Origin of the sequence: Ruminococcus sp. XPD3002, from assembly GCA_900119535.1 — a bacterium.
In the GTDB taxonomy this organism is placed as follows: Bacteria; Bacillota; Clostridia; order Oscillospirales; family Ruminococcaceae; genus Ruminococcus; species Ruminococcus flavefaciens_H.
The window spans coordinates 155754-181970 of record FPJT01000003.1 but is presented as its reverse complement, the minus strand read 5'-3'; the positions used below and the strand labels follow the sequence as shown (position 1 = coordinate 181970).

At 48.4% G+C, this 26217-nt stretch carries 14 protein-coding genes; 8 read left to right on the top strand and 6 right to left on the bottom strand.

Features of this window, described 5'->3' with window-relative positions; all coding sequences use genetic code 11:
* Positions 1-11: 11 nt before the first annotated feature.
* Genes BT127_RS03755 through gltB form a run of 3 tightly spaced genes read right to left on the bottom strand, consistent with a single transcriptional unit; the run spans position 12 to position 7315 of the window.
* Positions 12-1289: a glutamine synthetase family protein gene (locus tag BT127_RS03755; RefSeq protein ID WP_075423694.1), complete on the bottom strand. Its 1278-nt coding sequence runs from the start codon at positions 1287-1289 to the stop codon at positions 12-14.
* Between the two features lie 11 nt (positions 1290-1300).
* Complete coding sequence (locus BT127_RS03750; RefSeq protein WP_075423693.1) at positions 1301-2785, bottom strand: glutamate synthase subunit beta; 1485 nt, start codon at positions 2783-2785, stop codon at positions 1301-1303.
* Between the two features lie 3 nt (positions 2786-2788).
* Positions 2789-7315, bottom strand: a complete 4527-nt coding sequence (gene gltB / locus BT127_RS03745) for a glutamate synthase large subunit (protein ID WP_075423811.1) — start codon at positions 7313-7315, stop codon at positions 2789-2791.
* 428 nt (positions 7316-7743) lie between these two features.
* Between gltB and BT127_RS03740 the strand changes: the two genes are divergently transcribed.
* From BT127_RS03740 to BT127_RS03705, 8 genes are all read left to right on the top strand, one after another.
* The gene (locus tag BT127_RS03740; RefSeq protein WP_075423692.1) at positions 7744-9555 is read left to right on the top strand and encodes an ammonium transporter; all 1812 of its coding nucleotides are present in this window, start codon (positions 7744-7746) and stop codon (positions 9553-9555) included.
* An 89-nt stretch (positions 9556-9644) separates the two neighbouring features.
* On the top strand, positions 9645-11246 hold the full coding sequence (gene pyrG / locus BT127_RS03735; protein ID WP_075423691.1) for a CTP synthase: 1602 nt from the start codon (positions 9645-9647) through the stop codon (positions 11244-11246).
* A 3-nt stretch (positions 11247-11249) separates the two neighbouring features.
* Positions 11250-13337 carry a glutamine synthetase III family protein gene (locus BT127_RS03730; protein WP_075423690.1) on the top strand — a complete coding sequence of 696 codons (2088 nt, stop codon included), beginning with the start codon at positions 11250-11252 and terminating at the stop codon, positions 13335-13337.
* 4 nt (positions 13338-13341) lie between these two features.
* Positions 13342-14178 carry a diaminopimelate epimerase gene (gene dapF, locus BT127_RS03725; RefSeq protein WP_075423689.1) on the top strand — a complete coding sequence of 279 codons (837 nt, stop codon included), beginning with the start codon at positions 13342-13344 and terminating at the stop codon, positions 14176-14178.
* Between the two features lie 11 nt (positions 14179-14189).
* Complete coding sequence (locus BT127_RS03720) at positions 14190-15389, top strand: LL-diaminopimelate aminotransferase (protein WP_075423688.1); 1200 nt, start codon at positions 14190-14192, stop codon at positions 15387-15389.
* Between the two features lie 226 nt (positions 15390-15615).
* Positions 15616-18366, top strand: coding sequence for an RICIN domain-containing protein (locus tag BT127_RS03715; protein WP_075423687.1), 2751 nt, complete (start codon positions 15616-15618; stop codon positions 18364-18366).
* Positions 18367-18636: 270 nt separating this feature from the next.
* Positions 18637-19392, top strand: coding sequence for a flavodoxin (locus BT127_RS03710; protein WP_082334886.1), 756 nt, complete (start codon positions 18637-18639; stop codon positions 19390-19392).
* 226 nt (positions 19393-19618) lie between these two features.
* Complete coding sequence (locus tag BT127_RS03705) at positions 19619-20275, top strand: GNAT family N-acetyltransferase (RefSeq protein ID WP_075423686.1); 657 nt, start codon at positions 19619-19621, stop codon at positions 20273-20275.
* A 164-nt stretch (positions 20276-20439) separates the two neighbouring features.
* Here BT127_RS03705 and BT127_RS03700 read toward each other — a convergent pair whose 3' ends face one another.
* From BT127_RS03700 to BT127_RS03690, 3 genes are all read right to left on the bottom strand, one after another.
* Positions 20440-22818 (bottom strand): hypothetical protein, encoded by a 2379-nt coding sequence (locus tag BT127_RS03700; RefSeq protein WP_075423685.1) that lies wholly within the window; start codon positions 22816-22818, stop codon positions 20440-20442.
* A complete protein-coding gene (locus BT127_RS03695) occupies positions 22805-23359 on the bottom strand; it encodes an RNA polymerase sigma factor (protein WP_075423684.1) in 555 nt (184 codons plus the stop codon). Before BT127_RS03695 ends, BT127_RS03700 begins: the two co-directional genes overlap by 14 nt.
* A gap of 166 nt (positions 23360-23525) precedes the next feature.
* Positions 23526-26099, bottom strand: a complete 2574-nt coding sequence (locus BT127_RS03690) for a dockerin type I domain-containing protein (RefSeq protein ID WP_075423683.1) — start codon at positions 26097-26099, stop codon at positions 23526-23528.
* Positions 26100-26217 lie beyond the last annotated feature (118 nt).

Below are 26217 nucleotides of genomic sequence, written 5' to 3'. Positions count from 1 at the left end.
GCAGACCTCCGTTATAAACTGTAGAAATATGTGTTGTCCTCGAAAGCTTCCTTGTCGTAAGCTGTAGAGTAGTCCTTCCACTCTTTTCTGCTGTGAGCAATGAGAGTTTCAAGGATGTTTGAGGGGATGTACTTCTTTACGAAGTCCGATTTTTCCGCAGAGTCAGCCGCTTCTTCAAGAGAGGAGGGGAGTCTGCCCCTGCTTTCGTTTTCCGCAGGGAGCTGAGTTTTTGCGGCTATGCCCTCCAGAGCGGCGTATATCATGAGTCCGAAAGCGAAATAGGGATTGCAGACGCAGTCTGCGGCTCTCAGTTCAACGGGTGAATCCTCGCTTTCAGCGTCCATTCTGATGAGCTGTGAACCCTCGTCAGCCGCCCAGAGTATGTCCCTGGGAGCTGTGAACTCGCCGAGCCTTGCGTAGGAATTGACAGTTGAATTTGTAAAGAGGGTGAAATCGCGGATATGCTCCATTATACCTGCCGCAGCGCTTTTAAGCTCCACGCCGCTGCTTACTCCGCGCTCCTCCATGAAGTCGCTGTCGGGGAAGATATTGAAGCTGATATGCATACCGTTTCCGCAGTCTGTACGAAGGGGCTTAGGCATGAAGCTTGCGTGAACTCCGTGAGTCTCGGCTACGGACTTGACAGCGGATTTGAAGCTCAGGAATGTGTCCGCAGCTTTGAGTGCAGAGGAAGCATTGAAGTCTATCTCATGCTGACCGCATCCGCTTTCGTGACGGGAAGAAACGGGGTGTATGCCCATCTGTTCGAGAGTAAGGCAGACGTCACGGCGGATATTCTCGCCCTTGTCATCGGGAGCTGTATCGCAGTAGCCTGCATTGTCGTGGGGAGTTTTCGTAGGGATACCGTTTTCAGCGTTTTTGAACAGCGTGAACTCGCATGAAGTACCGAAACGGAAGCAATAGCCTGCATTCACGGCTTCCTTCATGGCTTTTCTCAGGAACGAACGGCCGTCCCCCTCGAAGGGAGAGCCGTCCGAATAGCGTATATAGCAGAACATCCTGATAACTCTGCCCTGCTGAGGTCTCCACGGCAGTACTGTCATGGTCTTTGCATCGGGGAAGAGGAAAATGTCCCTGCCCTTTGCGGCTTCAAAGCCTGATATCTTCTTTGCGGCTATCCTTACTCCGTGCTCGAAGGTGACAGCAAGCTCGGAAGAAAGAATGGAAATGTTTTTCAGTCTGCCGTGAAGGTCGCAGAATGTAAGCTTTACGAACTTCACATCGTTTTCATCAATATACTGTAGAATTTCGTTTTCGGAATAAATCATTTCGTCCTCCGTTATAGATTGGTGTAGCCCATAAGGTATCTGTCTGTTTCTGCGGCGGCATCCCTGCCCTCGCGGATAGCTCTTACCACAAGGGACTGTCCGATGTGCATGTCTCCTGCGGTGAATACCTTTGGAACGTTTGTGGCGTGACTGCCTGATGCTGTTTTTACGTTTATGCGTCCGTCAAGCTGAACTCCGAAGGCATTTGCAACGTAGTCCTGACAGCCGAGGAATCCTGCGGCGATGAGACAGAGTTCACAGGGGATGACTTCTTCGCTTCCCTGTATCTCTTTTGGTACCTTTCTGCCGCTTGCCTCGTCGGGAACGAATTCCAGCTTTACAGTCCTGATTGCGGAGAGTCTGCCTTTTTCGTCCTTGATGAACTCCTTGACGGTAGTTGTGTATATTCTCGGATCGTGACCGAATACGGCGATAGCTTCCTCCTGACCGTAGTCCGTCTTGCAGACTCTCGGCCACTGGGGCCACGGATTGTTTTCCGCCCTTTCATCGGGGAGCTTCGGCATCATTTCAAGCTGAGTCACCGACTTACAGCTGTGACGTACAGCAGTACCTACGCAGTCGTTGCCCGTATCTCCGCCACCGATTATGACCACGTTCTTGTCCTTTGCTGAGATGAATTTACCGTCGGTAAGGTCCGAATCGAGAAGGCTTTTTGTTGTAGCCTTAAGGAAGTCCACTGCGAAGTGGATGCCCTCTGCATCGCGTCCCTTCGCCTTTATGTCACGGGGATTGGACGAACCGCAGGCGAGTATGACTGCATCGAACTTATTGAGTATCTCCTCTGCGGAGACATTTCCGCCTACGTCCGCATTAGTCACGAACTCGACGCCCTCGGCGCGCATAAGTTCGGTGCGGCGCTCGATAATGTGCTTTTCCAGCTTCATGTTTGGGATACCGTACATAAGAAGTCCTCCTGCACGGTCCGAACGCTCGAATACTGTAACGCTGTGACCTCTCTTGTTGAGGGTATCAGCTGCGGCGAGTCCGGAAGGTCCCGAACCGATAACGGCAATGCGCTTGCCGCTGCGTACCTTTGGTATCTGCGGCTGAACGAGTCCCTTTTCAAAGCCGTACTCGATAATTGAGCGCTCGTTTTCCCTGACGGTCACGGGAGAGCCTTCCAGTCCGCAGGTGCATGCCTTTTCGCAGAGTGCGGGACAAACTCTCGAAGTGAATTCGGGGAAGTTATTGGTCATCATAAGGCGGCTGAGAGCCTGTTCCTTCTGATCGCGGTAAACAAGGTCGTTCCATTCGGGGATGAGGTTGTTAAGGGGACAGCCTGATATCATACCGCAGAGCATTTTACCGTTCTGACAGAAAGGTACTCCGCAGTCCATGCATCTTGCCGCCTGTTCACGACGCTGTTCCTCACTGAGCGGAGCGTGGAACTCGTTATAGTCCTTTATGCGTTCGAGAGGTTCTTTCGCAGTTGTTTCGCATCTTGTGTATTCAAGAAAACCTGTAGCTTTTCCCATGGCTCACGCCTCCTTTCTGATAAGCTCAAAGGCTTCTATCTCAGCCTTTTCGCTGCTAACGCCCGCTCTTTCAAGCTCGGCAACCGTTGACTGTATCTTTGCATAATCGTGAGGTATTATCTTCTTGAAGCGAGGGATATAGCTGTCAAAGTCGGCGAGTATAGCCTTTGCCTTGACTGAACCTGTAGCCTGTGCGTGTTCTTCGATGATAGCCTTAAGCTCCGATACATCCTCCTCTGCGGTAACTGCTTCAAGGGATACAAGGGACTTGTTGAGTCGCGTGTAGAGGTCATGCTCCTCGTCCAGAACGTATGCGATACCGCCTGACATACCTGCGGCGAAGTTCTTGCCCGTCCGACCGAGAATTACTGCACGACCGCCTGTCATGTACTCGCAGCCGTGGTCGCCTGTGCCTTCGCAGACCGCAACAGCTCCCGAGTTCCTTACGCAGAATCGTTCGCCTGCGATGCCGTTGATGAAAGCCTTGCCCGATGTAGCGCCGTAGAGTGCAACGTTTCCGACGATGATATTCTCGTCCGCCCTGAAAGCGGAGTCCTTTGGAGGATAGAGCACCAGTCTGCCTCCCGAGAGGCCCTTGCCGAAGTAATCGTTGCTGTCGCCGCAGAGTTCGAGGGTGAGTCCCTTCGGTATGAAAGCGCCGAAGGACTGTCCGCCGCTGCCTGTACATTTTACCGTGAAGGTATCGTCAGGGAGAGCGTTCTCGCCGTGGATGCGTGTTATCTCTGCACCTGTGAGAGTACCTGCGGAGCGGTCCGTATTGACAACGTCCACTGATATCGTCTTTGGAGTTCCGTTTTTGAGGGCGCTTCCCAGCTTCTTTATTATAACACGGCGGTCTATAGTTCTGTCAAGAGCAAAATCGTAAACATCAGCCGGATCGAAATGCTGTTTTCCCTGACCGGAAGTGCTGAGGACTGCGCTGAGGTCGATGCCGTGAGTGTCATTTTTGGGGATGAGAAGGTCAGTGCGTCCCACAAGCTCGTCAACAGTGCGTATGCCCAGCTTAGCCATATATTCACGGAGCTCCTGAGCGATGAAGTGCATGAAATTGACGATATACTCGGGTTTGCCGCGGAAACGCTTTCTCAGTTCGGGGTTCTGTGTAGCGATGCCCATCGGACAGGTATCGAGGTTGCAGACTCTCATCATCACGCATCCCATTGTTACAAGTGGAGCTGTTGCGAAGCCGAATTCCTCTGCGCCGAGAAGAGCAGCAACAAGTACGTCCCGTCCCGTCATGAGCTTGCCGTCCGTTTCGATGCGTACTCTTGAACGGAGACCGTTGAGCATCAGTGTCTGATGAGCCTCTGCCAGTCCGAGCTCCCACGGCAGACCTGCATTGTAAATGGAGCTTCTCGGAGCTGCGCCCGTTCCGCCGTCATATCCCGAAATGAGGATGACCTGAGCACCTGCCTTTGCAACGCCTGCCGCAACAGTACCCACACCTGCCTCTGAAACGAGCTTTACGGAGATACGAGCCTTGTCGTTGGCGTTTTTGAGGTCGTAGATGAGCTGAGCGAGATCCTCGATAGAGTAGATATCGTGGTGGGGCGGAGGTGAGATAAGTCCCACACCTGCGGTGGAATGACGAGTTTTAGCGATCCACGGATAGACCTTGCCCGAGGGGAGATGTCCGCCCTCGCCGGGCTTAGCGCCCTGAGCCATTTTTATCTGTATCTCCTGTGCGGAAACGAGGTATTCGCTTGTAACGCCGAAACGTCCCGAAGCAACCTGCTTTATAGCGGAGCAGCGGTCAGACGTTAATCTGTCGGGACTTTCTCCGCCCTCACCGCTGTTGGACTTACCGCCGATGCTGTTCATAGCAACAGCCATACACTCGTGAGCCTCCTGCGATATAGAGCCGTAGGACATGGCTCCCGTCTTGAAGCGTGTGCAGATGCTCTCGACGGATTCCACTTCATCTATCGGTATACCGCCGTTCTCGTCGAACCTGATATCAAGGAGACTGCGGAGTGTAAGCTCGTTGTCCTCACGGGTGAGACATTCGGTGTACTTCTTGAAAGTCTCGTAGCTGCCTGTCATAGCAGCCTGCTGGAGGAGATGTATGGTCTCGGGAGTATAAAGGTGGTCGGACTTTCCGCTGCGGAGCTTGTGGCTTCCTGCGCTGCCGATACTGTCATTTACAGCCAGTCCGAGCGGATCGAAAGCGGCAGTGTGGAGCTTCTCTGTGCGGCGGCTTATGTCAGTGAGACCAATTCCGCCGATACGGCTGACAGTTCCCGAAAAATACCTGTTTATCAGTTCGTCCGATACGCCGACTGCTTCAAAGAGCTTGCTTCCCTGATAGGACTGTATTGTGGAGATGCCCATTTTTGAGGCTATTTTCACTATGCCGTGGAGGATAGCGGAGTTGTAATCGTCCTCGGCAGCATAGAGGTCCTTGTCGAGAGTACCCTCAGCTATAAGGGAGCGGATCGTCTCGTGTGCAAGGTAGGGGTTCACGGCACATGCACCGTAGCCTAAAAGTGCGGCGAAGTGGTGTACTTCTCTCGGCTCTGCGGACTCCAGTATCATAGCAACAGCGGTGCGCTTCTTGGTGGAAACAAGGTGCTGCTGAAGTGCGGAAACCGCAAGGAGCGAGGGGATAGGACAGTGGAATTCGTCCACGCCTCTGTCGGAGAGGATGAGTATGGATGCACCGTCGCGGTAAGCCTTGTCCGCCTCGATGAAAAGCCTGTCTATAGCCTTTTCCAGTGGAGTTCCGATGTAGTAGGTTATGGGGATGACAGCGCTTTTCAGTCCATCGGAGTCAAGGGACTTTATCTTCAGCATGTCTGTCTCTGTGAGTATGGGATTCTCAATTTTAAGTACGTGACAGTTCTCGGGACGCTCCTCCAGCAGATTTCCGTCCTTGCCGATGTAGACGCTTGTATCTGTTACTATCTCCTCACGGATAGCGTCAAAGGGAGGGTTGGTGACCTGTGCGAAAAGCTGACGGAAATAGCTGAAAAGGGGCGGGGACTGCTTGTCCAGCGGCGGCAGAGGTATATCGCTTCCCATAGATGCTATAGGCTCAGCGCCTTTTTCCGCCATAGGCAGGATAGAAGTGCGGATGTCCTCATAGGAGTAGCCGAAAGCCTTCCAGAGCTTTGAAAGCTCCTCGTCAGAGTAAGTTCTTACGCCCTTGTTTGGAATGTGAAGGTCGTGAAGGCGGACAAGGTTTGCGTCCAGCCACTCGCCGTAAGGCTGACGGAGGGCATATGCGGACTTTATCTCGTCATCCTCGATGATGCGTCCCTGCTTCGTGTCTGCAAGGAGCATTTTACCGGGACGGAGGCGGTCCTTTTTCACTACCTTGTCCGCAGGTATATCGATGCATCCCGTTTCGGATGAGAGGATGAGATAACCGTCGCTTGTAACGCAGTAGCGTGAGGGACGAAGTCCGTTTCTGTCCAGTACAGCGCCCATAACATCGCCGTCCGAGAAAATTATTGATGCGGGACCGTCCCAGGGCTCCATCATGGTAGCGTAGTACTGGTAAAGGTCGTATTTGGAGCGTGAGATAGTCCTGTCGTTCTTCCAGGGTTCGGGAATGGTTATCATGACCGCAAGGGGCAGGGGCATACCCGACATCACCATGAATTCGAGAGCGTTATCCAGTCTTGCGGAGTCCGAACCGTTCACGTTTATTGCAGGGAGTATCTTGTACATATCGTTTTTAAGAGCCTCGCAGGACATGCTCTCCTCACGGGCAAGCATCTTGTCCGCATTGCCTGTGATAGTGTTTATCTCGCCGTTGTGGACGATGAAGCGGTTAGGGTGAGCCTTCTGCCAGCTTGGGTTGGTATTTGTGGAGAAACGGGAGTGTACCATAGCGATAGCGGATGTGAAATTCTCGCTCTGGAGGTCCGTGTAGAAGCGTCTCAGCTCGTCAACCAGAAACATGCCCTTGTAGACTATTGTACGGCTTGAGAGTGAGCATACGTATGTGTTCTCGTCGGACTGCTCGAACTCTCTCCTTGCGATAAAGAGTCTGCGGTCGAAGTCCAGACCTTGCGGACATCCCTCGGGACGTCTTACGAATCCCTGCATGATGCATGGCATACTTTCGAGAGCCTTCTGTCCGAGAATGTCTGCGGATACGGGTACCTCTCTCCAGCATATGAACTCCATACCGTTCTTTTCTGTTATGAGCTCGAAGAGCTTCATAGCCTGACCGCGTTTCAGTTCGTTCTGCGGAAAAAAGAACATTCCAACGCCGAAATCGCCTTTTCCGCCGATATCGTGACCGAGCTTTCCGGTCTCTCCGATAAAGAAGCTGTAGGGCATCTGAACCAGTATTCCTACACCGTCGCCTGTTTTGCCCTCGGCATCCTTGCCTGCACGGTGTTCCAGCTTTTCAACTATAGTAAGGGCGCTGTCCACAACATAGCGTGACTGCTCTCCCTTGATATTGACAACTGCACCGATACCGCAGTTATCGTGTTCAAAACGGGGATGATAGAGTCCCTGCTGAACATAGGGACTTTCGTTTCTGAAATTATCCATATCGTTCACTTGCCTTTCCGATGCAGAGCGCCATTGATCTGCACCGATGTAATAAAAAAAGACGTTCGGGCAGACAGATAGTCTGCTCAAACGTCCTTGTTCCTGCAACTATATTAACACGTTGCAGGAGAAAAGTCAATAGGAAATTTTGTCCTGTGGACGGTTTCGTTGAAAATTTACAGTTATTTTCTGCTAACGAAGTGACAAAAATGTACGATACGTCAAATTTCTCAAAACCTATTGACAAATCATGCCAAAGGGGATATAATGGCATTGTAAACAGCAAGGGAGCTGCGGATAAGTTATCCGTAGCTCTCTTTTTTTGGTTTATAGCGCTAATTCCATACACAAAGGGGTGTATGAAGTCTCAGGACTTCTGCACCCCTTTGATAATTTATGCTGTAATAATTCCTAAGGAGGCAGTCATTATGGACGCACAGACAATTATAGAACAACTGACTGATTATACGGACAAAACAGTATTCGGCGTATGGTTTATGATCGCAGTTTCGCTTGTATTCTTCATGCAGGCAGGCTTCGCAATGGTGGAGACAGGTTTCACCCGCGCAAAGAATGCAGGAAATATCATCATGAAAAACCTTATGGACTTCTGTATAGGTACAGTAATGTTCATTCTCATAGGCTTCGGACTTATGTTCGGCGAGGACCTTCTCGGCTTCATCGGACAGCCCGGTTTCGATATCTTCACATCCTACAGCAACTTCCAGTGGGATCAGTTCATATTCAACCTTGTGTTCTGTGCGACGACTTCAACGATCGTATCGGGAGCAATGGCTGAGAGAACGAAATTCCTTTCCTACTGTGTATACTCGGGCATCATAAGCGCACTCATCTATCCTATCGAAGCTCACTGGATATGGGGCGGCGGCTGGCTTGCACAGCTCGGATTCCATGATCTTTCGGGTTCATGTGCTATACATATGGTAGGCGGAGTTTGTGCCCTTATCGGTGCGATCTTCGTAGGTCCGAGAATAGGCAAGTTCACTAAGACAAAGGACGGCGAGATAAAGGCAAACGCTATCCCCGGACACAACCTCGCTATCGGCGCACTGGGCGTATTCATCCTGTGGTTCGGCTGGTACGGTTTTAACCCTGCCGCAGCTTCAACAGTCGGACAGCTTGATTCAATTTTCCTTACAACTACAGTAGCACCTGCTGTTGCAACAGTTACATGTATGATCTTCACATGGCTTAAATACGGCAAGCCTGACGTTTCAATGTGTCTCAACGCATCCCTTGCAGGACTGGTCGGCATCACAGCAGGCTGTGACGTTATGGACTGTGCAGGTGCAGCTGTCGTAGGCATCGTATCGGGATTCCTTGTATGCTTCGGAGTATGGCTCCTTGACCACAAGCTCCACATCGATGATCCTGTAGGTGCAGTAGCAGTACACATGATGAACGGCATCTGGGGTACTATCGCAGTGGGACTTTTCGCAACAGAGACTTCTCCCGGATATGCTATCCAGCTTGAAAGCGGCGGCATAAAGGCTGAGGGACTTTTCTACGGCGGCGGATTCGAGCAGCTCGGTTTACAGCTCCTCGGCTTCGTATCTGTAGCAGCATGGGCAGCAGTTACAATAATCATTACATTCGCAATCATTAAAAAGGTACTGGGACTCAGAGCTTCCGAGCAGGAAGAGATTCTCGGTCTTGACATCACAGAGCACGGACTCGTTTCATCCTATGCTGACTTCGCTCCGGCAATGAGTGATGCATCAGTTCACGGCTATACAAAGGACGATGCAAAGAGCGTCAAGAAGGTAGGTACTCCCGAGGCTCCGAAGATACCCGTTGATCAGGCTGTTGTGGTTGAGAACTACTCCGCACCTGCACCTGACGGCAGACCTAAGATGACCAACATCGTAGTGGTATTCAAGCAGCAGAAGCTCCAGAACTTCATCGAGGCTATGGAGGCTATAGACGTAAAGGGCATCACGGTCACGAACGTTCTCGGCTGCGGAATGCAGAACGGACAGCGTCACTACTACCGCGGAACTACAGTTGAAATGAACCTGCTTCCGAAGGTAAAGGCTGAGATAGCAGTCTGTGCGGTACCTGTTGAAAAGGTCGTTGCAGCAGCTAAATCGGCACTCTATACAGGCAACTACGGCGACGGAAAGATGTTCATCTATGATATCGAGAACGTCATTAAGATTAGAACAGGCGAGGAAGGCTACAACGCTCTCCACGATTCGGCAGAATGGGAAAAAGCATAAGCTGACAAGGGCGTCTGCGGACATAATAATTTTCTCCCCCTGTCCGCAGACTGTCTTTATCATAAATGTATTTCAAGGAGCATAAACAAATGTCAAAGTTCATTTTTGTAACAGGCGGAGTCGTTTCGGGACTCGGCAAAGGTATCACAGCGGCTTCACTGGGAAGACTTCTCAAACAGCGCGGATATAAGGTGACTATACAGAAATTCGATCCCTATATCAACGTGGATCCGGGTACAATGTCCCCCTTCCAGCACGGTGAGGTATTCGTAACGGATGACGGTGCCGAGACCGACCTTGACCTCGGTCACTACGAGCGTTTCGTGGACGAGAATCTTTCGGTCCACTCCAACGTAACAACGGGAAAGATATACTGGAACGTCATTACAAAGGAGCGCCGCGGCGACTATCTCGGCGGTACCGTGCAGGTCATCCCTCACATCACCAACGAGATAAAGGACAGGGTATACAGTGCCGCAAATGAAGCAGGTGCAGACGTTGTAATAACCGAGATTGGCGGAACCGTAGGCGATATCGAGTCCACACCCTTTCTCGAGGCGATACGTCAGGTAGGTACGGAACAGGGACGTGAAAATGTGTGCTACATACATGTGACCCTTGTGCCGTACATTGCAGGTTCTGAGGAGCTTAAATCCAAGCCCACACAGCACTCCACAAAGGAGCTTCTCTCCATAGGCATACAGCCTGATATCATCGTCTGCCGCACGGAAAAACGCATCCCCGACGACATGGCTGAGAAGATAGCGCTCTTCTGCAATATCCGCAAGGAGGACGTTATCCAGAACCTCACAGCTCCGTCGCTGTACGAAGTTCCGCTCTGGCTCGAAGATGAGGGACTTGCTCATTCTGTTTGCCGTCACCTCGGGATAAAAGACAATGCTCCTGACCTGACCGAATGGACGGAAATGGTACACCGTGCAGAGAACGCTCACAAAAATGTAACTATAGGACTTGCAGGAAAATATGTGGAGCTCCACGATGCCTACCTTTCGGTAGCAGAGGCGCTCCGACACGGCGGCATAGTCAATGATGCAGCCGTTGAGATAAAGTGGATAGACTCCGAGGAAGTGACCGCAGAGAACGCCGCATCTGTTTTTGCGGAATGTGACGGCATCATCGTTCCCGGAGGATTCGGACACAGGGGAGTTGAGGGCATGATAGAGTCCATACGCTATGCCCGTGAGAACAAGGTACCATTTTTCGGTATATGTCTCGGAATGCAGATGTCCGTTATCGAGTATGCAAGGAACGTCTGCGGACTTGCAGGTGCAAATTCTGCGGAATTCGGCGAGACTCCCTATCCCGTCATAGACATTATGGACGAACAGAGGAATATTGACCAGAAGGGCGGAACGATGCGCCTCGGACTTTACCCATGCAAGCTTGGGGAGGATACAAGATGCCGCAGTATCTACGGTGACGAGCTTATATACGAGCGTCACCGCCACCGTTACGAGTTCAACAACGCATACCGCAAGGTACTTACTTCAAACGGACTTCACATCGCAGGTCTTTCCCCTGATGAAAAGCTGGTGGAGATAGTAGAGCTTCCCGAGCATCCGTGGTTCGTGGGAGTGCAGTTCCACCCCGAATTCAAATCAAGACCAAACAAACCGCACAAGCTTTTTGCGGATTTTATAAAAGCATCGCTTGAAAATAAGGAGGACTAAATTATGGAAAAGGTAACTGAATATTTCGGCTCAATGGTGTTCGATGACAGGATAATGAAGGCAACGCTTTCTGAGAAGGTATACAAGTCACTTAAGAGGACTATCGACAGGGGCACACCGCTGGATATATCCGTAGCAAATGCAGTTGCGGCAGCTATGAAGGACTGGGCGATAGAAAAGGGCGCTACACACTACACTCACTGGTTCCAGCCGATGACAGGTGTTACAGCCGAAAAGCACGACAGCTTCATATCTCCCGCACCTGACGGCAGAGTTATAATGGAGTTCTCGGGCAAGGAGCTTGTAAAGGGCGAACCTGATGCTTCATCATTCCCTTCGGGCGGACTCCGTGCAACATTCGAGGCAAGAGGCTATACAGCATGGGATCCCACATCATACGCCTTCATCAAGGACGGCACTCTCTATATCCCTACAGCATTCTGCTCCTACACAGGTGAAGCACTTGACAAGAAGGTACCACTTCTCCGTTCAATGGAAGCAATTAATAAACAGGCGCTCAGAATACTGAAGCTCTTCGGCAATACAAGCGTAAAGAGCATAAAGACTTCCGTAGGTCCCGAGCAGGAGTACTTCCTTGTGGACCGTGATATGTGGAAGCAGAGAAAGGACCTCATCATGACGGGACGCACTCTCTTCGGCGCTATGCCTCCGAAGGGACAGGAAATGGACGATCACTACTTCGGTTCCATCAAGCCGAGAGTTGCCGAGTATATGGCTGACCTCGACCGTGAACTCTGGAAGCTTGGCATCCTTGCAAAGACCAAGCACAACGAGGTAGCTCCCGCACAGCACGAGCTTGCACCTATCTACGATACAACGAATATCGCTGCAGACCACAATCAGCTCACTATGGAAGTGATGCAGAAGGTAGCGCTCCGACACAACCTTGTGTGTCTCCTTCACGAAAAGCCCTTTGCAGGAGTGAACGGTTCGGGCAAGCACAATAACTGGTCTATATCCACCGATCAGGGCGAGAATCTTCTCTCTCCGGGCGAGACACCTTCCGAGAACGCACAGTTCCTGCTGTTCCTTGCGGCAGTCATCAAGGCAGTGGACGATTATCAGGACCTTCTGAGACTTTCTGTTGCTACAGCAGGCAACGATCACCGTCTCGGAGCAAATGAAGCTCCTCCTGCTGTTATATCCGTCTTTCTGGGCGATGAGCTTACGGCAGTTCTGGACGCAATCGAGAAGGATAAGCCCTACGGCGGTACTGCAAAGGAGAAAATGAAGCTGGGAGTGGACGTTCTTCCGCAGTTCAGCAAGGACACCACAGACCGTAACCGTACTTCTCCGTTTGCTTTCACAGGCAACAAGTTCGAGTTCCGTATGCTTGGTTCATCAAACAGCATCTCCTGTGCAAATATCCACCTTAATGCCGCAGTTGCAGAGGTACTGAGACAGTTTGCCGACAAGCTTGAAAAGGCAAAGGACTTCAACAAGGCGCTCCACGACCTTATTCGCAAGACTATCAAGGATCATAAGCGTATCATCTTCAACGGCAACGGCTACGATGACGCATGGATAGCCGAGGCAGAAAAGCGCGGACTTATGAACCTTAAGACCACCGCAGACGCAATGCCTCATATCTGCGACAAGAAGAACGTTGAAATGCTCACATCACACGGCATCTTCACCGAAGCTGAGATATTCTCACGCCGTGACATAATGCTTGAAAACTACATCAAGACAGTGAACATCGAAGCTGTTACGATGATAGACATGGCTCGCAAGGAGATAATACCTGCTGTAGCTAAATTTGCAGCAGATACAGCTTCGGCAGTATCGGTCAAGAAGAGCGTATCAAAAGCAGCCTGCAAGTACGAAACAGGACTTGTTACACAGCTTTCCGACCTCATCGACGAAATGGATTCCGCTGCATCCGCACTTGAAAAAGCTGTTGCCGAGTTCAGAACTATTGAAGTCATAGTTGAAGCATCCGAATTCATACGGGACACAGTCCTTCCTGCAATGGATGCTCTCCGTGCCGCAGCAGACAAGGCTGAAACGGTAACGGCTGAGACTTACTGGCCATTCCCTGCATACGATAAACTGCTTTTCGGAGTGTGATACAATGAGATTTACAAAAATGCACGGCTGCGGCAACGACTACATATACGTGAACTGTTTCAGGGAGAGTGTAAACTCTCCCCGTGAGACAGCCGTAAAGCTCAGCGACAGACACTTCGGTATCGGTTCGGACGGACTTGTGCTTATAATGCCAAGCGAAAAAGCGGACTGCCGTATGCGTATGTTCAATTCCGACGGAAGCGAGTCCGAGATGTGCGGAAATGCCATAAGATGCGTTGCGAAGTACGTTTATGACAGGGATATCATTCACAAGCGCAGCATTTCCGTAGAGACACTTGCAGGGATAAAGTACATCGAGATAAATACGGACGAAAACGATATCGCACGTACAATGACAGTCGATATGGGCGAACCAGTTACGGAAGCATCCGAAATACCCGTAATTGCAGAGACCTCTCCCGTTACGGACCTTGAAATCGCAGCCTGCGGACGTGATTTCACATTCACCTGTGTATCTATGGGAAACCCTCACGCTGTAACATTTATTAACGAGGACGTAAAACTGTTCGACGTTGAGCGTTACGGAAAGGTGCTTGAAGTTGACGAACACTTCCCGCGGAAGGCGAATATCGAGTTTGCAGAAGTCATATCTCCCACCCACCTGAAAATGAGAGTATGGGAGCGAGGAGCAGGTGAGACACTTGCCTGCGGAACGGGTACCTGTGCAACTGTAGCGGCTGCATGTCTCAACGGTATCTGTCCCCGTGAGAAAGTGCGTGTGGAGCTTCTGGGCGGCGAACTCAGCATAGAGTGGAAGGAATCGGACGGTCACATCTACATGACAGGTCCCGCAGAATTTGTATTTGACGGCGAAATATAACGGAGGATATTATGGCAAAGTTTAACGAGAATTTTCTTGAACTGAAAGAAAGCTACCTGTTCAGCGAGGTTGCGAAGAGAGTAAGCACATACAAGGAGAATCACCCCGAAGCTGACGTTATACGTCTCGGCATCGGGGATGTAACGCTGCCTCTGGGACGTACTGTCATCGAAGCAATGCACTCTGCCGCCGATGAAATGGGCATGTCAGAGACATTCAGGGGATACGGTCCCGAACAGGGATATGACTTCCTGAGACAGGCGATAGCAGTTCATTACCGCAGCTTCGGAGTTGAACTGGACGAGGATGAGATATTTGTTTCCGACGGTGCAAAGTCCGATACAGGAAATATCACCGACCTTTTCAGCAGGGACAATACCGTGCTGATACCCGATCCCGTGTACCCCGTCTACGTGGACACCAACACCATGAACGGCAGGAACATCGTCTATATCAACGGAACAGCAGAGAACGATTTCCTTCCCATGCCCGACAGGAATGTCCACGCAGATATCATTTACATCTGCTCTCCGAACAATCCCACAGGTGCATGCTACAACAGGGAACAGCTTCGTGAGTGGGTGGACTATGCCCTTGAAAACGATGCAGTTATTCTCTTTGATTCCGCCTATGAGACCTTCGTATCGGATGATTCTCTGCCCCACTCCATATACGAGATAGAGGGTGCAAAAAGCTGTGCAGTGGAGTTCTGCTCCCTCTCAAAAACAGCAGGCTTCACAGGTACAAGATGCGGCTATACAATAGTACCGAAGTTCATTACCTCCGTCAGCTCGGAAGGCGTGACCATGAGTCTCAACAAGATGTGGAACCGCCGTCAGTGTACGAAATTCAACGGCGTACCCTACGTGATACAGCGTGCTGCGGCTGCGGTATTTACCGACGAGGGACAGAAGGAAACAAAGGCTATGACTTCCCTTTACATGGAAAACGCACGTATCATATCCGATACTCTTTCAGAGCTCGGCATCCGTTTTACAGGAGGAATAAATTCGCCGTATATCTGGTTCGAGTGTCCATTCGGCATGAACAGCTGGGAGTTCTTTGACTATCTCCTTGAAAAAGCGGAAGTTGTTGGTACTCCCGGGGCAGGATTCGGCAAAAACGGAGACAACTGGTTTCGCCTTACTGCGTTCAACGACCGTAAAAACACCGAAGAAGCAATGAAGCGTCTTAAAGCGCTGTTTGCGTGAATATAACTTTTCTTCCCGATCATCAGCCTGACATGGCTCACTATTACAGGTTTGCGTAACCAGTGAGTGACATGTCAGGTTTTTTCAGTTATTGCTCCGACTTTCATAATGACATAAAAAGTTATATAAAGGGTATGATAGGTCATTTACATTCAGCTTGTTTTATTGTATTATATATATAATTAAGGTACTTTATATAGGCAATGTACTTTGAAAGGAGTTTACTATGAAAACTATGCTTTTAAGAAAAGCTGCCGCACTTGCCCTCACAGGTGCGATGCTGCTGGTTCCCTCAAACCTTCCCGCATCAGAGTTAGAAGCGGTCGCAGCTGCGGACAAAGCACGTGTTTCAGTCCATGATCCCTCTGTTATCAAGGACGGCAGCACCTATTACATCTTCGGTTCGCACATCGAGGCAGCTAAAACAAACGATCTTCAGAACTGGACACGTTTTTCAAACGGCTACGCAAGGACGAATAACGTGGAGTTCGGTAACCTCTCGGACAACCTGAAAAAGGCTTTCGCATGGAGCGGCGAGGACTTAGAGGACTGTGCAGGCGGATTTGCAGTATGGGCACCCGATGTTATCTGGAATCCCGATTTCCGCAACGCTGACGGTACAACAGGCGCATACGTCATGTATTTCTGCACCTCCTCGACCTATATCAGATCGGTAATATGCTTTGCCACATCGAAGAATATACAGGGACCGTATACATTCGGTGATACACTTATCTACTCGGGTTTCACCCAAAACGATCAGTATGTGACCAGCGCTACCAAGAACGTCAACAAGAAGTATACCTCGACCAATGTGGACGATCTTATCAGCAAAGGTGAGGTGACGATGAACAACAGCTGGTTCAGCGGAAACAATTTCAACAACCAGCTTTTCCCGAACGCTATCGATCCTACTATCTACTATGGCACTGACGGTAAGATGTACATGACTTACGGTTCGTGGTCGGGCGGAATCTTCACACTGGAGATAGATGCGGCAACAGGACGTGTTATCCACCCGAAAACAGGTACTACACCTGACGGACGTATGGTGGACAGCTACTTCGGTATCAAAATAGCAGGCGGTTACGGCAAATCGGGCGAAGGTCCCTTCATCGAATATGAGCCTGATAACGGCTACTATTATCTCTGGACCACATACGGCGGTCTTAACTGGGACGGCGGTTACAATATGCGGGTTTCACGTTCAAAGAGTCCCACAGGTCCCTTTACTGATGCCGCAGGCAGAAATGCGGTGCTTGAACCCTCTACAAACCTCGACAGTGTAGGCGTCAAGGTCATGGGAAACTACAAGTTCAGCACTCTCGATTCAGCGTATTTTGCTCCCGGTCACAACTCCGTTCTTCACGACGATGACGGAAGGTGGTATCTGTTTTATCACACACGTTTCGAGAACAGCAATATGCATCAGGTAAGAGTTCACGAAATGTTCTTCAACGAGGACGGCTGGCCTGTTGTTACTCCATTTGAGTACGGCGGCGACCATATCTCCGAGGGCGGTTATGAAGAAGCCGATATTGTGGGCGATTACGAGTATATCAACCACGGAAACGGTACAAACGGCGATCGCATAAACTATCAGAGTATAAAGCTCAATGCCGACCATACTATCTCTGGTGCAGTTTCGGGCAAGTGGGAACAGGCTGCGGACAGTGCTGAGGCTACACTTACTATCGGAAATCAGCGTTACAGCGGTTACTTCATTGCAGCCGAGAATGAAAAAGGTACAAAGGTAATGTCCTTTACGGCAGTCGGAAGCAACAATCAGACTGTATGGGGCGCTCAGAACAAGCAATACTCGGGAAGCGAAAGAGCTTCACTTGCGGACTATACAAACGCAGATGCTGAACTGGTAATGGCTCCCGAAACTATCGGCGAAAAGAGCAAGTCCGTGAAGCTCAGCGGAACCGACCTCATAAGCGGCGCGACCTATTTTATAACAAACAAGAACAGCGGTCTTTCCCTTGACCTTCCTGACGGCGCACTGGAAGCAGGTACCAACATTCAGCAGTGGGACTTCAACAAGAGCTGGGCACAGCAGTGGCGGCTCGTTTCGGTGGATGATAACTATTTCCGCATTGTTTCACTGGGCGACGAATCAAAGTGTGTTGCAGTTGCGGAGAATTCCGCAAGGGACGGCGTGAACGTGGAATTACAGACCTATACAGGCGCAGACAACCAGCTTTTCAGGCTTGTTAAAAGCGGAAGCTATTACGGCATCGTTTCAAAGTGCTCCGCAGACAAGAGCGCACTTGATGTATTCGAGTGGTCCAAAGAAAACGGCGGAAATATCGCTCAGTACCCCTATAAGGAGTACGAGTGTCAGGTATGGAAGATAGAGGCTGTACGTCCCTCTGTTCCAAGCGGTACATATACGATAAAGAACTTAAACAGCGGAAGATATATCGCTGACAAGAACGGCAGCGCAGTCCAGAGCGAGGCACGGAACTGGAACATAACAAAGCAGGATGACGGCACATACACTATTCAGACTGCCGACGGCATGGCGCTTACTGTTGAGAACAGCTCCGCAGAGGATGGCGCAGACATAAAGCTGTCAGAATTCAAGGGGGACAGCTCCCAGAAGTTCAACATACAGTGCGGCAAGGACGGCACATATTCTCTGCTGACAATGGCATCAGGCGGCAAAAGCTGTGCTGACGTTTACGAGATAAGCACTGAGGACGGTGCAAATATCTGCCAGTGGGAATACTGGGGCGGCGACGGACAGAAGTTCATCCTTGAACCTGCTGTACCTGAAAAGGCTCCCGAAAAGGTAGTTGGTGACGTCAATGCAGACGGCAGCTTCAATGTTGCGGATCTCGTAATGATGCAGAAATTCCTGCTGAACGCAGACGTTCTTACCGACTGGAAAGCGGGAGACCTTTCCGAAAACGGTCGTATCGACGCTTTTGACCTGATAATGATGAGAAAGTTCATTGCCGTATCAGAGTAAAACCTTTAAAACCGAAAACATCTTTTCACTCCGCAGAGAGCTTCTGATTTTCAGAAAGCTCTCTGTTTTTTGTAAAAGCGTCCGATACTTGTATGAACAGTACAAACTGCGGAGAGGTAAACAGTGCAATATGACAAAAAAGCGGAAACGTATTGACATTGTGTCAGAATACTGCTATAATGACTATAGTGACACGATGTCAGAATTAACGGTTAGGATTTGCGTCCTTGCCTTAAACCACAATAAATACCGCAGAGAAGGGAGTTCATCATGAAAAAAATCATACCGCTGATAGCATCGGGAATGATGCTTTTGACTTCATCCGCTGTTTCTGCCGCAGACATCTATGCAGAAGCTGACGCCGATTCTGCCGCAAATGTTGCTGTCTCTTATACCGCAGAGGACCTTCAGGATTTGCAGGATTTCCTTCTTGCGAAGCCTTCGGATAAGGACCTCTCAGGGAAGTCCTATGACCTTAACGGTGACGGCAAATGGGATGCCTTTGACCTGTGCCTTATGAGGGAAAAGCTCGCCGAAAAGCCGAATACAGGCGGAGATACGATAGTTGTGTATTTCTCACGAACAGGCAATACCGAGAAGATCGCCGAATACCTTATTGATATCACAGGTGCGGACAGCTACGTCATCGAGGCTGTTGAACCCTATTCGGATGCGGATATCGAATACAATAATTCGGACTGCCGTGCAAACAAGGAGCAGAACGACAAGTCTGTACGTCCTGTCATTGCAGGTGAGAAGATCTCTCTCGATGCCTATGATACGGTATATCTCGGCTATCCTATCTGGTGGGGACAGGAACCGCGTATCATCGATACGTTCCTTGAAAGCTATGACTTCTCCGAAAAGACTGTTATCCCGTTCTGTACATCTGCAAGCAGCGGAATATCCACAAGTGAGAGAAATATCGCCGCACTCGTTCCAATAGGTGAACAGCTTGCAGGCAGACGGTTCTCTGCAAGCGCTTCAAAGGAGGACGTTAAAAAGTGGACGGAAAGTCTCGGGTGACAGAATTTTCCGCAGAATATCGGTATCTTCTTGACAATGAGCAAATGATATGATACAATGAAATTGAACAGGAGATTTGTACCCTGTTACATTATAACTTAAGGAGATATTTGCATGATGAATAATACTAAAAAGGAGATAGCAGCGTAAACGGGAGGTTTGCGAAATACTATCTCAACTCAGACCTCCCGTAAGTCTTGTCAGCTATTTCAGGAGGAATTAAAAAATGAATAAATATGACTACATCATCCGTTTGGAAAACGAAAAGGACTACCGCGAAGTTGAAAACCTTGCAAGAGAAGCATTCTGGAACCTCAGTGTTCCGGGCTGCACCGAGCACTATTTTATCCACATGATGCGTGACCACGAGGACTTCATCCCCGAACTGGATTACGTCCTCGAAATGGACGGTAAGATCGTCGGATGCGTTATGTACTGCAAGGGCAAGCTTGTGGACGAACAGGGCAATACCAAAGAGATACTCACTATGGGACCTCTCTGCGTACTTCCCGAATACCAGCGAAAAGGCTTCGGAAAGGCACTTCTTGAGCATACATTTGCTTTGGCGGAGAAAATGGGATACGATACCGTTATTAATTTCGGCAATCCCGATAACTACGTTGCAAGAGGCTACAAGAGCTGCAAGAAGTACAACGTGTGTTTCGAGGGAGATATTTTCCCTGCGGCACTTCTCGTAAAGGTGCTGAAGGAGGACGCTCTCGACGGACGCAAGTGGTTCTATCACCAGTGTGATGCGGACAAGTGCTGTGAGGACGAGGAAGCTGTGGAGCGCTTCGACGCTGAATTTCCGCCAAAGGAAAAGGCATGGCAGCCCAGTCAGGAGGAATTCTACATACACAGCCACTCAGCGATAACATGGTAAGCGGTAAGAAATAGTAAAAATAGGGGAGACCTGTCTTTCGGCAGGTCTCCTTTTGTATCTTTATTTAGTCAAAATGTCTCTTAAAAAGGGTTCGGGGAAAACTTTTCAAAAGAAAGGTTTTCCCCGATGTATAACTGCTGTATGTGGGAACAGCCGTTAGTGCGTTATTCTATAGGCACGTTAGCATCTATCTTCTGTATCTGGAGAGCGTCCAAAGGAGTGATGCCGTCGCCTGTCATGTAGATATCAGCGTTGAAGTTACCTGTTACGCTGAGAGGATATTTTTCGCTGTTAGCGTTGTTCTGGAGGATGAGGAGAGCGTCAGCGAGACCTGTTTCCTCGTCGCAGTTAGCGTCGCCCGAGCGGTCTATATCAGCGGATTCCATTATAGCAAGGTTCTGCTGATTTGCTTCTTCGTCCATAGACTCGAAGATAGAAACGAGAGTCTGTGTGCTGATGTCATCGGGGTTCTTGATGAGGAACTCATTGATGATATAAATGTCAGCAATATAATAGTCGTCATGGTCACCGCTTATGCCGTTGTTGTTGAAATCGCAGTTAGTCTTGATGTTTTCCCACTGCTCCGGAGTGAACTTAGTCTTGTCGCTTCCGGGATATTCCTGATAATCATAAGACGAGTACATTTCGCCTGTCCAGAGAAGATCGAGTGAATTCATAACTCCGTCATTGTTGAGGTCGGGAGCTTTGCGGAGCCCGTTTGCAACGTCCTCAACGAACTGATCGTAAGCTCTCTGAGCCAAAGTATGGCTGCCAAGTTCGTTATCTGGGATAAGCTCCTTGAAGCCTATCTTCTTGCTGTATCTGTCCATAACGTTAGCAGTTACTTCGGATTCGCCGCCGGGGAGGATGGTATCATAGTATGAAGCCTCTGAATACTCGGGGAGCATTTCCATGTTCTTGAAGATAAGGTCGGGGAAGAAGAACTCACAGCATGAATCAAGGTCTTCATTGCCGCCCAAGCTATATCCGTGGTAGTCTGAGAAGTAAATATTGTTTGTATCAACAAGTGACTTTAAGAGGCCTGCCTGGATCAGGAGCGGCTCATTGTTGTAGTAGTATCTGTAATCTGTGAAGAAATCGTACTCTGCAAGAGCGTTAAGAGCGTCAGTACACTTGTTGAACTGATCCTCGGGAAGTACATCCTGTTCAGCCCATGTATAATCACCGAAAACGTGAACCATGTCAGTAGATTCATTGATCTTGTCTCTCAGATACTTGGTGAATACTCTGTAGCTTTCATGGTATGACTGGAAAGTATTGAGATATGTGGGGATGGAGTATCTGTCAACATTCTCTTCTCTGTCCTTCATGTAGGTAACGAAGATGTTCATGTCGGCAGGAGTAAGGGTGCCGTCGCTGTCGAAGTCGAGGTCGAGAATACCCTTATCCATCATATCCTCGAAGAGAGTATAGCCGTTAGGAAGGAGAGTGAGGCTTCCGCAGATACGGTAAGCGAACATCTCGTTCATAGCCTTTATGAACTGCTCATCTTCTTTGTAGTACTGATGCCAGATGCTATGTTTTGCATCAACATATACATTATCAGTGAAGTAAGGATCGTTGTAGTATTCCGGAGTTACTATATCTGCTGTGATGTCGTGAGTAATGAGGTAGTAGTTAAGGAGGTTCTCATAGTCTTTGAGGTCATCCTCAGTGATGCTGAGGTTCACGTCCGGGTTAAGGTGTACTTCTTCATCCTGAATAGTGAAAACTTCATAGCAGTCGAGAAGGTCGAATTTGCCGTCGCCGTTTACGTCAGTTTCGAGTTCTCCGTTCTGGAACTTTGTATAGTCGATTATTTCATCCTCGAACAGGTAAACAGAGTGGTTGGTATAGCCGAATGTATTGTTTGGATCTATTTCAGGTGGAAGGATTAGTTCTGCGGCTGTTGAAGTGAACGGCATACTGAGTGCGCTGAGAGATAAAGCAGTCAGCATTGAAGTAAACTTTTTCATATAAATTCTCCTTTCGGTATCGATGACCGCATTCTGATCGGCGGTCGTAACAGTTACTTGCACCTGTGTTTCCGCAGGCATTGTATTTACGGGCGTGGGAGCGTTTACGCCATTCACAGGGGAGGGGGTATCGGCGATATGATCGTCTGCGCTCTCTTGCTGCGGAACGTAAGGCTTCACTGTGTTTGAATGATCATTCTGTTTGACTGCCGCGGTACTGTTTTCCCTTGCGGCAGGAGGTCCCTGAACAGTTCGGGTATTATGTGAGCTTTCGCGGCTCACACCTTCCGGCGCTCTGGTTGGAGAGACGATATCTGCCGCATCTGTGGCAAGTTCCGTAGAAACTGTTTCCGATATTTCAATATCATGGCTGTTCATTTCAAACGGCTTGGGCGATGGATCCACATCCTTAAGGTTATGGATACCTAAACCGATAACAGCAGCAGCGCAGAGTCCCGAAACAGCAGCAGTAGTTCTTCTGATCCTTGCGGCACGTAATCGTCTGTGTTCAATTATACTGTCACCCTTTGCGATAACGCTGGCGATAGTTTCGTCATAGCTTTTCATACACAAAGCCCTCCTTATCAAGTTCTGTTTTAAGAGCCTTTCTTGCATGATAGAGCAGATCACGTATCTGCTTCTCGGTTTTTTTCATAATATCGGCTGTTTCACGGTTTGAGAAATCCTCAAAATAAGTAAGATAAAGCGCCTGTTCGTATTCGGGTTTAAGTTTCTGAAGTGCCTTATGCAGGGCACGCTTCTCCTCATTTTTAATTGCTCTTTTTTCAAGATCGGCATTGTCGGCTACACCTGATGCAGCCTCGAGCTGAGTGTAAAGGTCTGAAGGATGCTTTCTGATATAGTCTATTGCAGTGAATCTTGCTATTGAGTAGAGCCAGGTTTTGAAGGAGCTTTTGCCTTTGAACTTAGGTTTATCGACATAGAGCTTGACAAAAGTATCTTCCATGATCTCTTCAGCAGCGATGATATTTCCGACAATGCTGTTGATGTAAAGAACAAGGCCGTCGCGGTAATTACGTATGATATCAGCGAGACCGTCTTTGTCACCCGAAAGAAAACGGAGGTAGCTACTTGCACCGTTATCCATACAGACCTCCTTTCGGTAGATCAGCTTTAAAAGCTGTTCTATTTATTAGTCGCATCGACACATGAAAATGTCGAAGCAAAATCTGAAAAAATTTTCGGGAAATTTTTCGTGCAACGCGAGAACCCCCACAGACAGCGGTAAACCGTCATGTCTGGGGGGGGATTTTTTATTTGAACATTTCTGTAATGCTGTAGTTGCCTGAATAGCTGAGACGATAGCCGCGGTATTCAAGGAAATCGTCGGAAGTCAGCTCGATGTCTCCGGAAGGAGTGTCAAAAGTGATAGTGTAGTTATCTCCGCTGAGGGGAGCATCGTAGATCAGCTTATCGCAGGCGAAGGGAGCGGTTCCCTCCTTTATCGGAAGCTCATGAAGGAAGCTGTTGTTTGCAGGAACTCCGAGGCTTGGTATCTGGAATGTATAGAATGCGACTGAGCTTGTATCACCGAATGTGTGTTTGGAGACATTAATATACCTGTTGTAATTCTTGCTGCTGTCAACGAATGTGGTGAAAGGACCAAGGTCGTTTATTGAACTTCGATTCTTGAGGGTGATTATCCGATAGTTGACCTGCTTGTGTGTATCCATTACAATTTCCGCATCCTTGTCTACAGTTTTAGGGATGATGAAAACATTGAGGAATTCATTGACAGTGTCGCCGAATCCTAAAGACGAACAGTTGTTTATTGTGAGAGTATTGTTTCCATCTGTGTATTCACAGAAGTAAGTTTCATCTATCGGCTCTGTGCTGACGTAGAAGTATACGAAGTTATCCTTGAACAGGTTCTCATCGAAAGTAATTTTTTCACCGTCAGCAAAAGTTTTGTTAAGTGTTGCAGCTTTCTCGTTGATCTGCGGAAGGTAGCAATCACCTGATTCTGTGGTCAGAAGCTCAGTGAACTCATCAAGCGAATACGCTTTATATTTTTCTCCCCATAATTCATGGTAAAGCTCCGGCAAATAAAGACCGAATGAGAAAGTGTTCAGAGGAATATCAACTACTTTCATTGGATCTATCCATGGTCCATCTATTATCTGCTCGTGCCAGTTGATATTTTTTAGCGTGCTGTAGTCAGCCTTCGGGACGCTAACCTGATAGAGAACTATGCCGTCAGCTGTATCGGAATTTGTATCGAAGCGGTCGATAGTTATATCAAGTTCGTTCTCGTCGCTGACTTTGATGCCGGATATCCTTGAAATGTATCCGTTGTCGGTCTGATTGCCGATACGGAGAAGAAGAACATTCTTCTGGAAGAAGTTTTTATCATAGCGCTTGTCCATTTCTCTCAGTACAGTTTCGCTGAACAGCGGCTTAAGAGTAGCGCTCAGCTCTGTGGGAGAGGTTATCTTGTATGTCTTCTTTGCGGCTGCGGCTTCGTTTGCCTTGTAATCAGCAAGGTCGGTGACATCGGCTCTGAAGCTGAAAGCGTACTGTGATGTGATATTCTCCATAACCAGCTGACGTAGCACAACAAGGTCGAATACGTTTACCTTGCCGTCGTCGTTGATATCCAAAGCACTGTCTGCATCATTGTCACATCTGCCGCTGAGGTATTTTTCAAGCCAAAGAAGATCAGCGATATTCACCTCGTAATCGTAGTTTACATCGCCTTCCGGAGGTGGAGGCGGCAGAGGCAGCGGATTGGGAAGTACGGGCCATTTAGGTTCAACTATGCCATTAAATTTGCCATTTGATACATTGATATAATTTGTGTTATATTGTGTATAATTAAAAGAATCGTTATTTGTTACTATAACAAAATCATCAGTAATATCAGGATTTACTCTGTATGTAGTATAAGTAATGTCATCATAAAACACATGATAATCAAGCATTGAAAAGCTGTCATCTGTAGGATTTATTTTTTCATCTATATTGTCTGTATTATAAATAATATCGTCATTACTCATCAAATAGTCAAACGGTGTTTTTTTATAACCTGTATATGCCGATCGTTTATCAAGATAATGTGCTATATCTTTGTCGATTTCACTACCATTTTTTATGAACATGAATAGGATATCGTTATCGGAGTTTACGACAAGTTCATCGGTTATATCGTTGAACATGTCAATGTGTCTGAAGTAAGGTGTTCCCTTTATTTGCTCAGAATAGTAGGAATCATAATAAGGTTGTTTTAATATGTTTTTAATGAATGAAAGATAAAAAGTGCTGAGTATCTCTCTGTCATCAAATGGAACGACTGTAAAAGGCTTGAAAACGGCACGATCACCGCTCTGGTATGATTCAAGGTCTCTCTCTGCATATCGTGCGGTTAGTTCGTCCAGATCAACGAAAGTGTTGAAATCGATATCATCTATAAGTTCCACAGAGATGCCCGAACTCTTATCGTAATCGATAGTATACGTCCTGAATTCGGGGCAGTAGTAACTGAAGCTGTTTTTGATATCTTCGGTTATATCGTACTCGATTATCTTCTCGGGGATTGTTACAGCAGTTACTATAAAGCTTGATTCGTCCTCAGGTGTTAACACGAATGAACTGTTAAGTCCGTTATCGTCCCTGTAGCCGCTGTCGTATTCTGTAGTGACAGAGTTGATAACGAAATAGGTATCATTCGTGCTTGTGAATACGACGCTTCCGTCATTAACAGTATAGCTGAAACCTTCGGATCCGGCTGCTTCGTCAGCTTTATCTGTTTCAGCATAAGCAGGCATGGCGGCACAAAATGACGTAACCGCAAGTGCTGCCGAAGTGATAAGTGTTATAAATTTTTTCATCTTTTCTACCCTCCAAATACAATGATCTGAGAAATATTTATCTATTTTAATGATAACATGAAAGTTATAGCGTTTCATGTGCTTTATATTAATTTTTTGTAAATTGCAGAGTGAATTT

Coding starts and splice junctions, on each gene's coding strand:
- BT127_RS03755 (WP_075423694.1), bottom strand. CDS start 1,289: ATGATTTATTCCGAAAACGAAATTCTACAGTATATTGATGAAAACGAT.
- BT127_RS03750 (WP_075423693.1), bottom strand. CDS start 2,785: ATGGGAAAAGCTACAGGTTTTCTTGAATACACAAGATGCGAAACAACT.
- gltB (WP_075423811.1), bottom strand. CDS start 7,315: ATGGATAATTTCAGAAACGAAAGTCCCTATGTTCAGCAGGGACTCTAT.
- BT127_RS03740 (WP_075423692.1), top strand. CDS start 7,744: ATGGACGCACAGACAATTATAGAACAACTGACTGATTATACGGACAAA.
- pyrG (WP_075423691.1), top strand. CDS start 9,645: ATGTCAAAGTTCATTTTTGTAACAGGCGGAGTCGTTTCGGGACTCGGC.
- BT127_RS03730 (WP_075423690.1), top strand. CDS start 11,250: ATGGAAAAGGTAACTGAATATTTCGGCTCAATGGTGTTCGATGACAGG.
- dapF (WP_075423689.1), top strand. CDS start 13,342: ATGAGATTTACAAAAATGCACGGCTGCGGCAACGACTACATATACGTG.
- BT127_RS03720 (WP_075423688.1), top strand. CDS start 14,190: ATGGCAAAGTTTAACGAGAATTTTCTTGAACTGAAAGAAAGCTACCTG.
- BT127_RS03715 (WP_075423687.1), top strand. CDS start 15,616: ATGAAAACTATGCTTTTAAGAAAAGCTGCCGCACTTGCCCTCACAGGT.
- BT127_RS03710 (WP_082334886.1), top strand. CDS start 18,637: ATGAAAAAAATCATACCGCTGATAGCATCGGGAATGATGCTTTTGACT.
- BT127_RS03705 (WP_075423686.1), top strand. CDS start 19,619: ATGAATAAATATGACTACATCATCCGTTTGGAAAACGAAAAGGACTAC.
- BT127_RS03700 (WP_075423685.1), bottom strand. CDS start 22,818: ATGAAAAGCTATGACGAAACTATCGCCAGCGTTATCGCAAAGGGTGAC.
- BT127_RS03695 (WP_075423684.1), bottom strand. CDS start 23,359: ATGGATAACGGTGCAAGTAGCTACCTCCGTTTTCTTTCGGGTGACAAA.
- BT127_RS03690 (WP_075423683.1), bottom strand. CDS start 26,099: ATGAAAAAATTTATAACACTTATCACTTCGGCAGCACTTGCGGTTACG.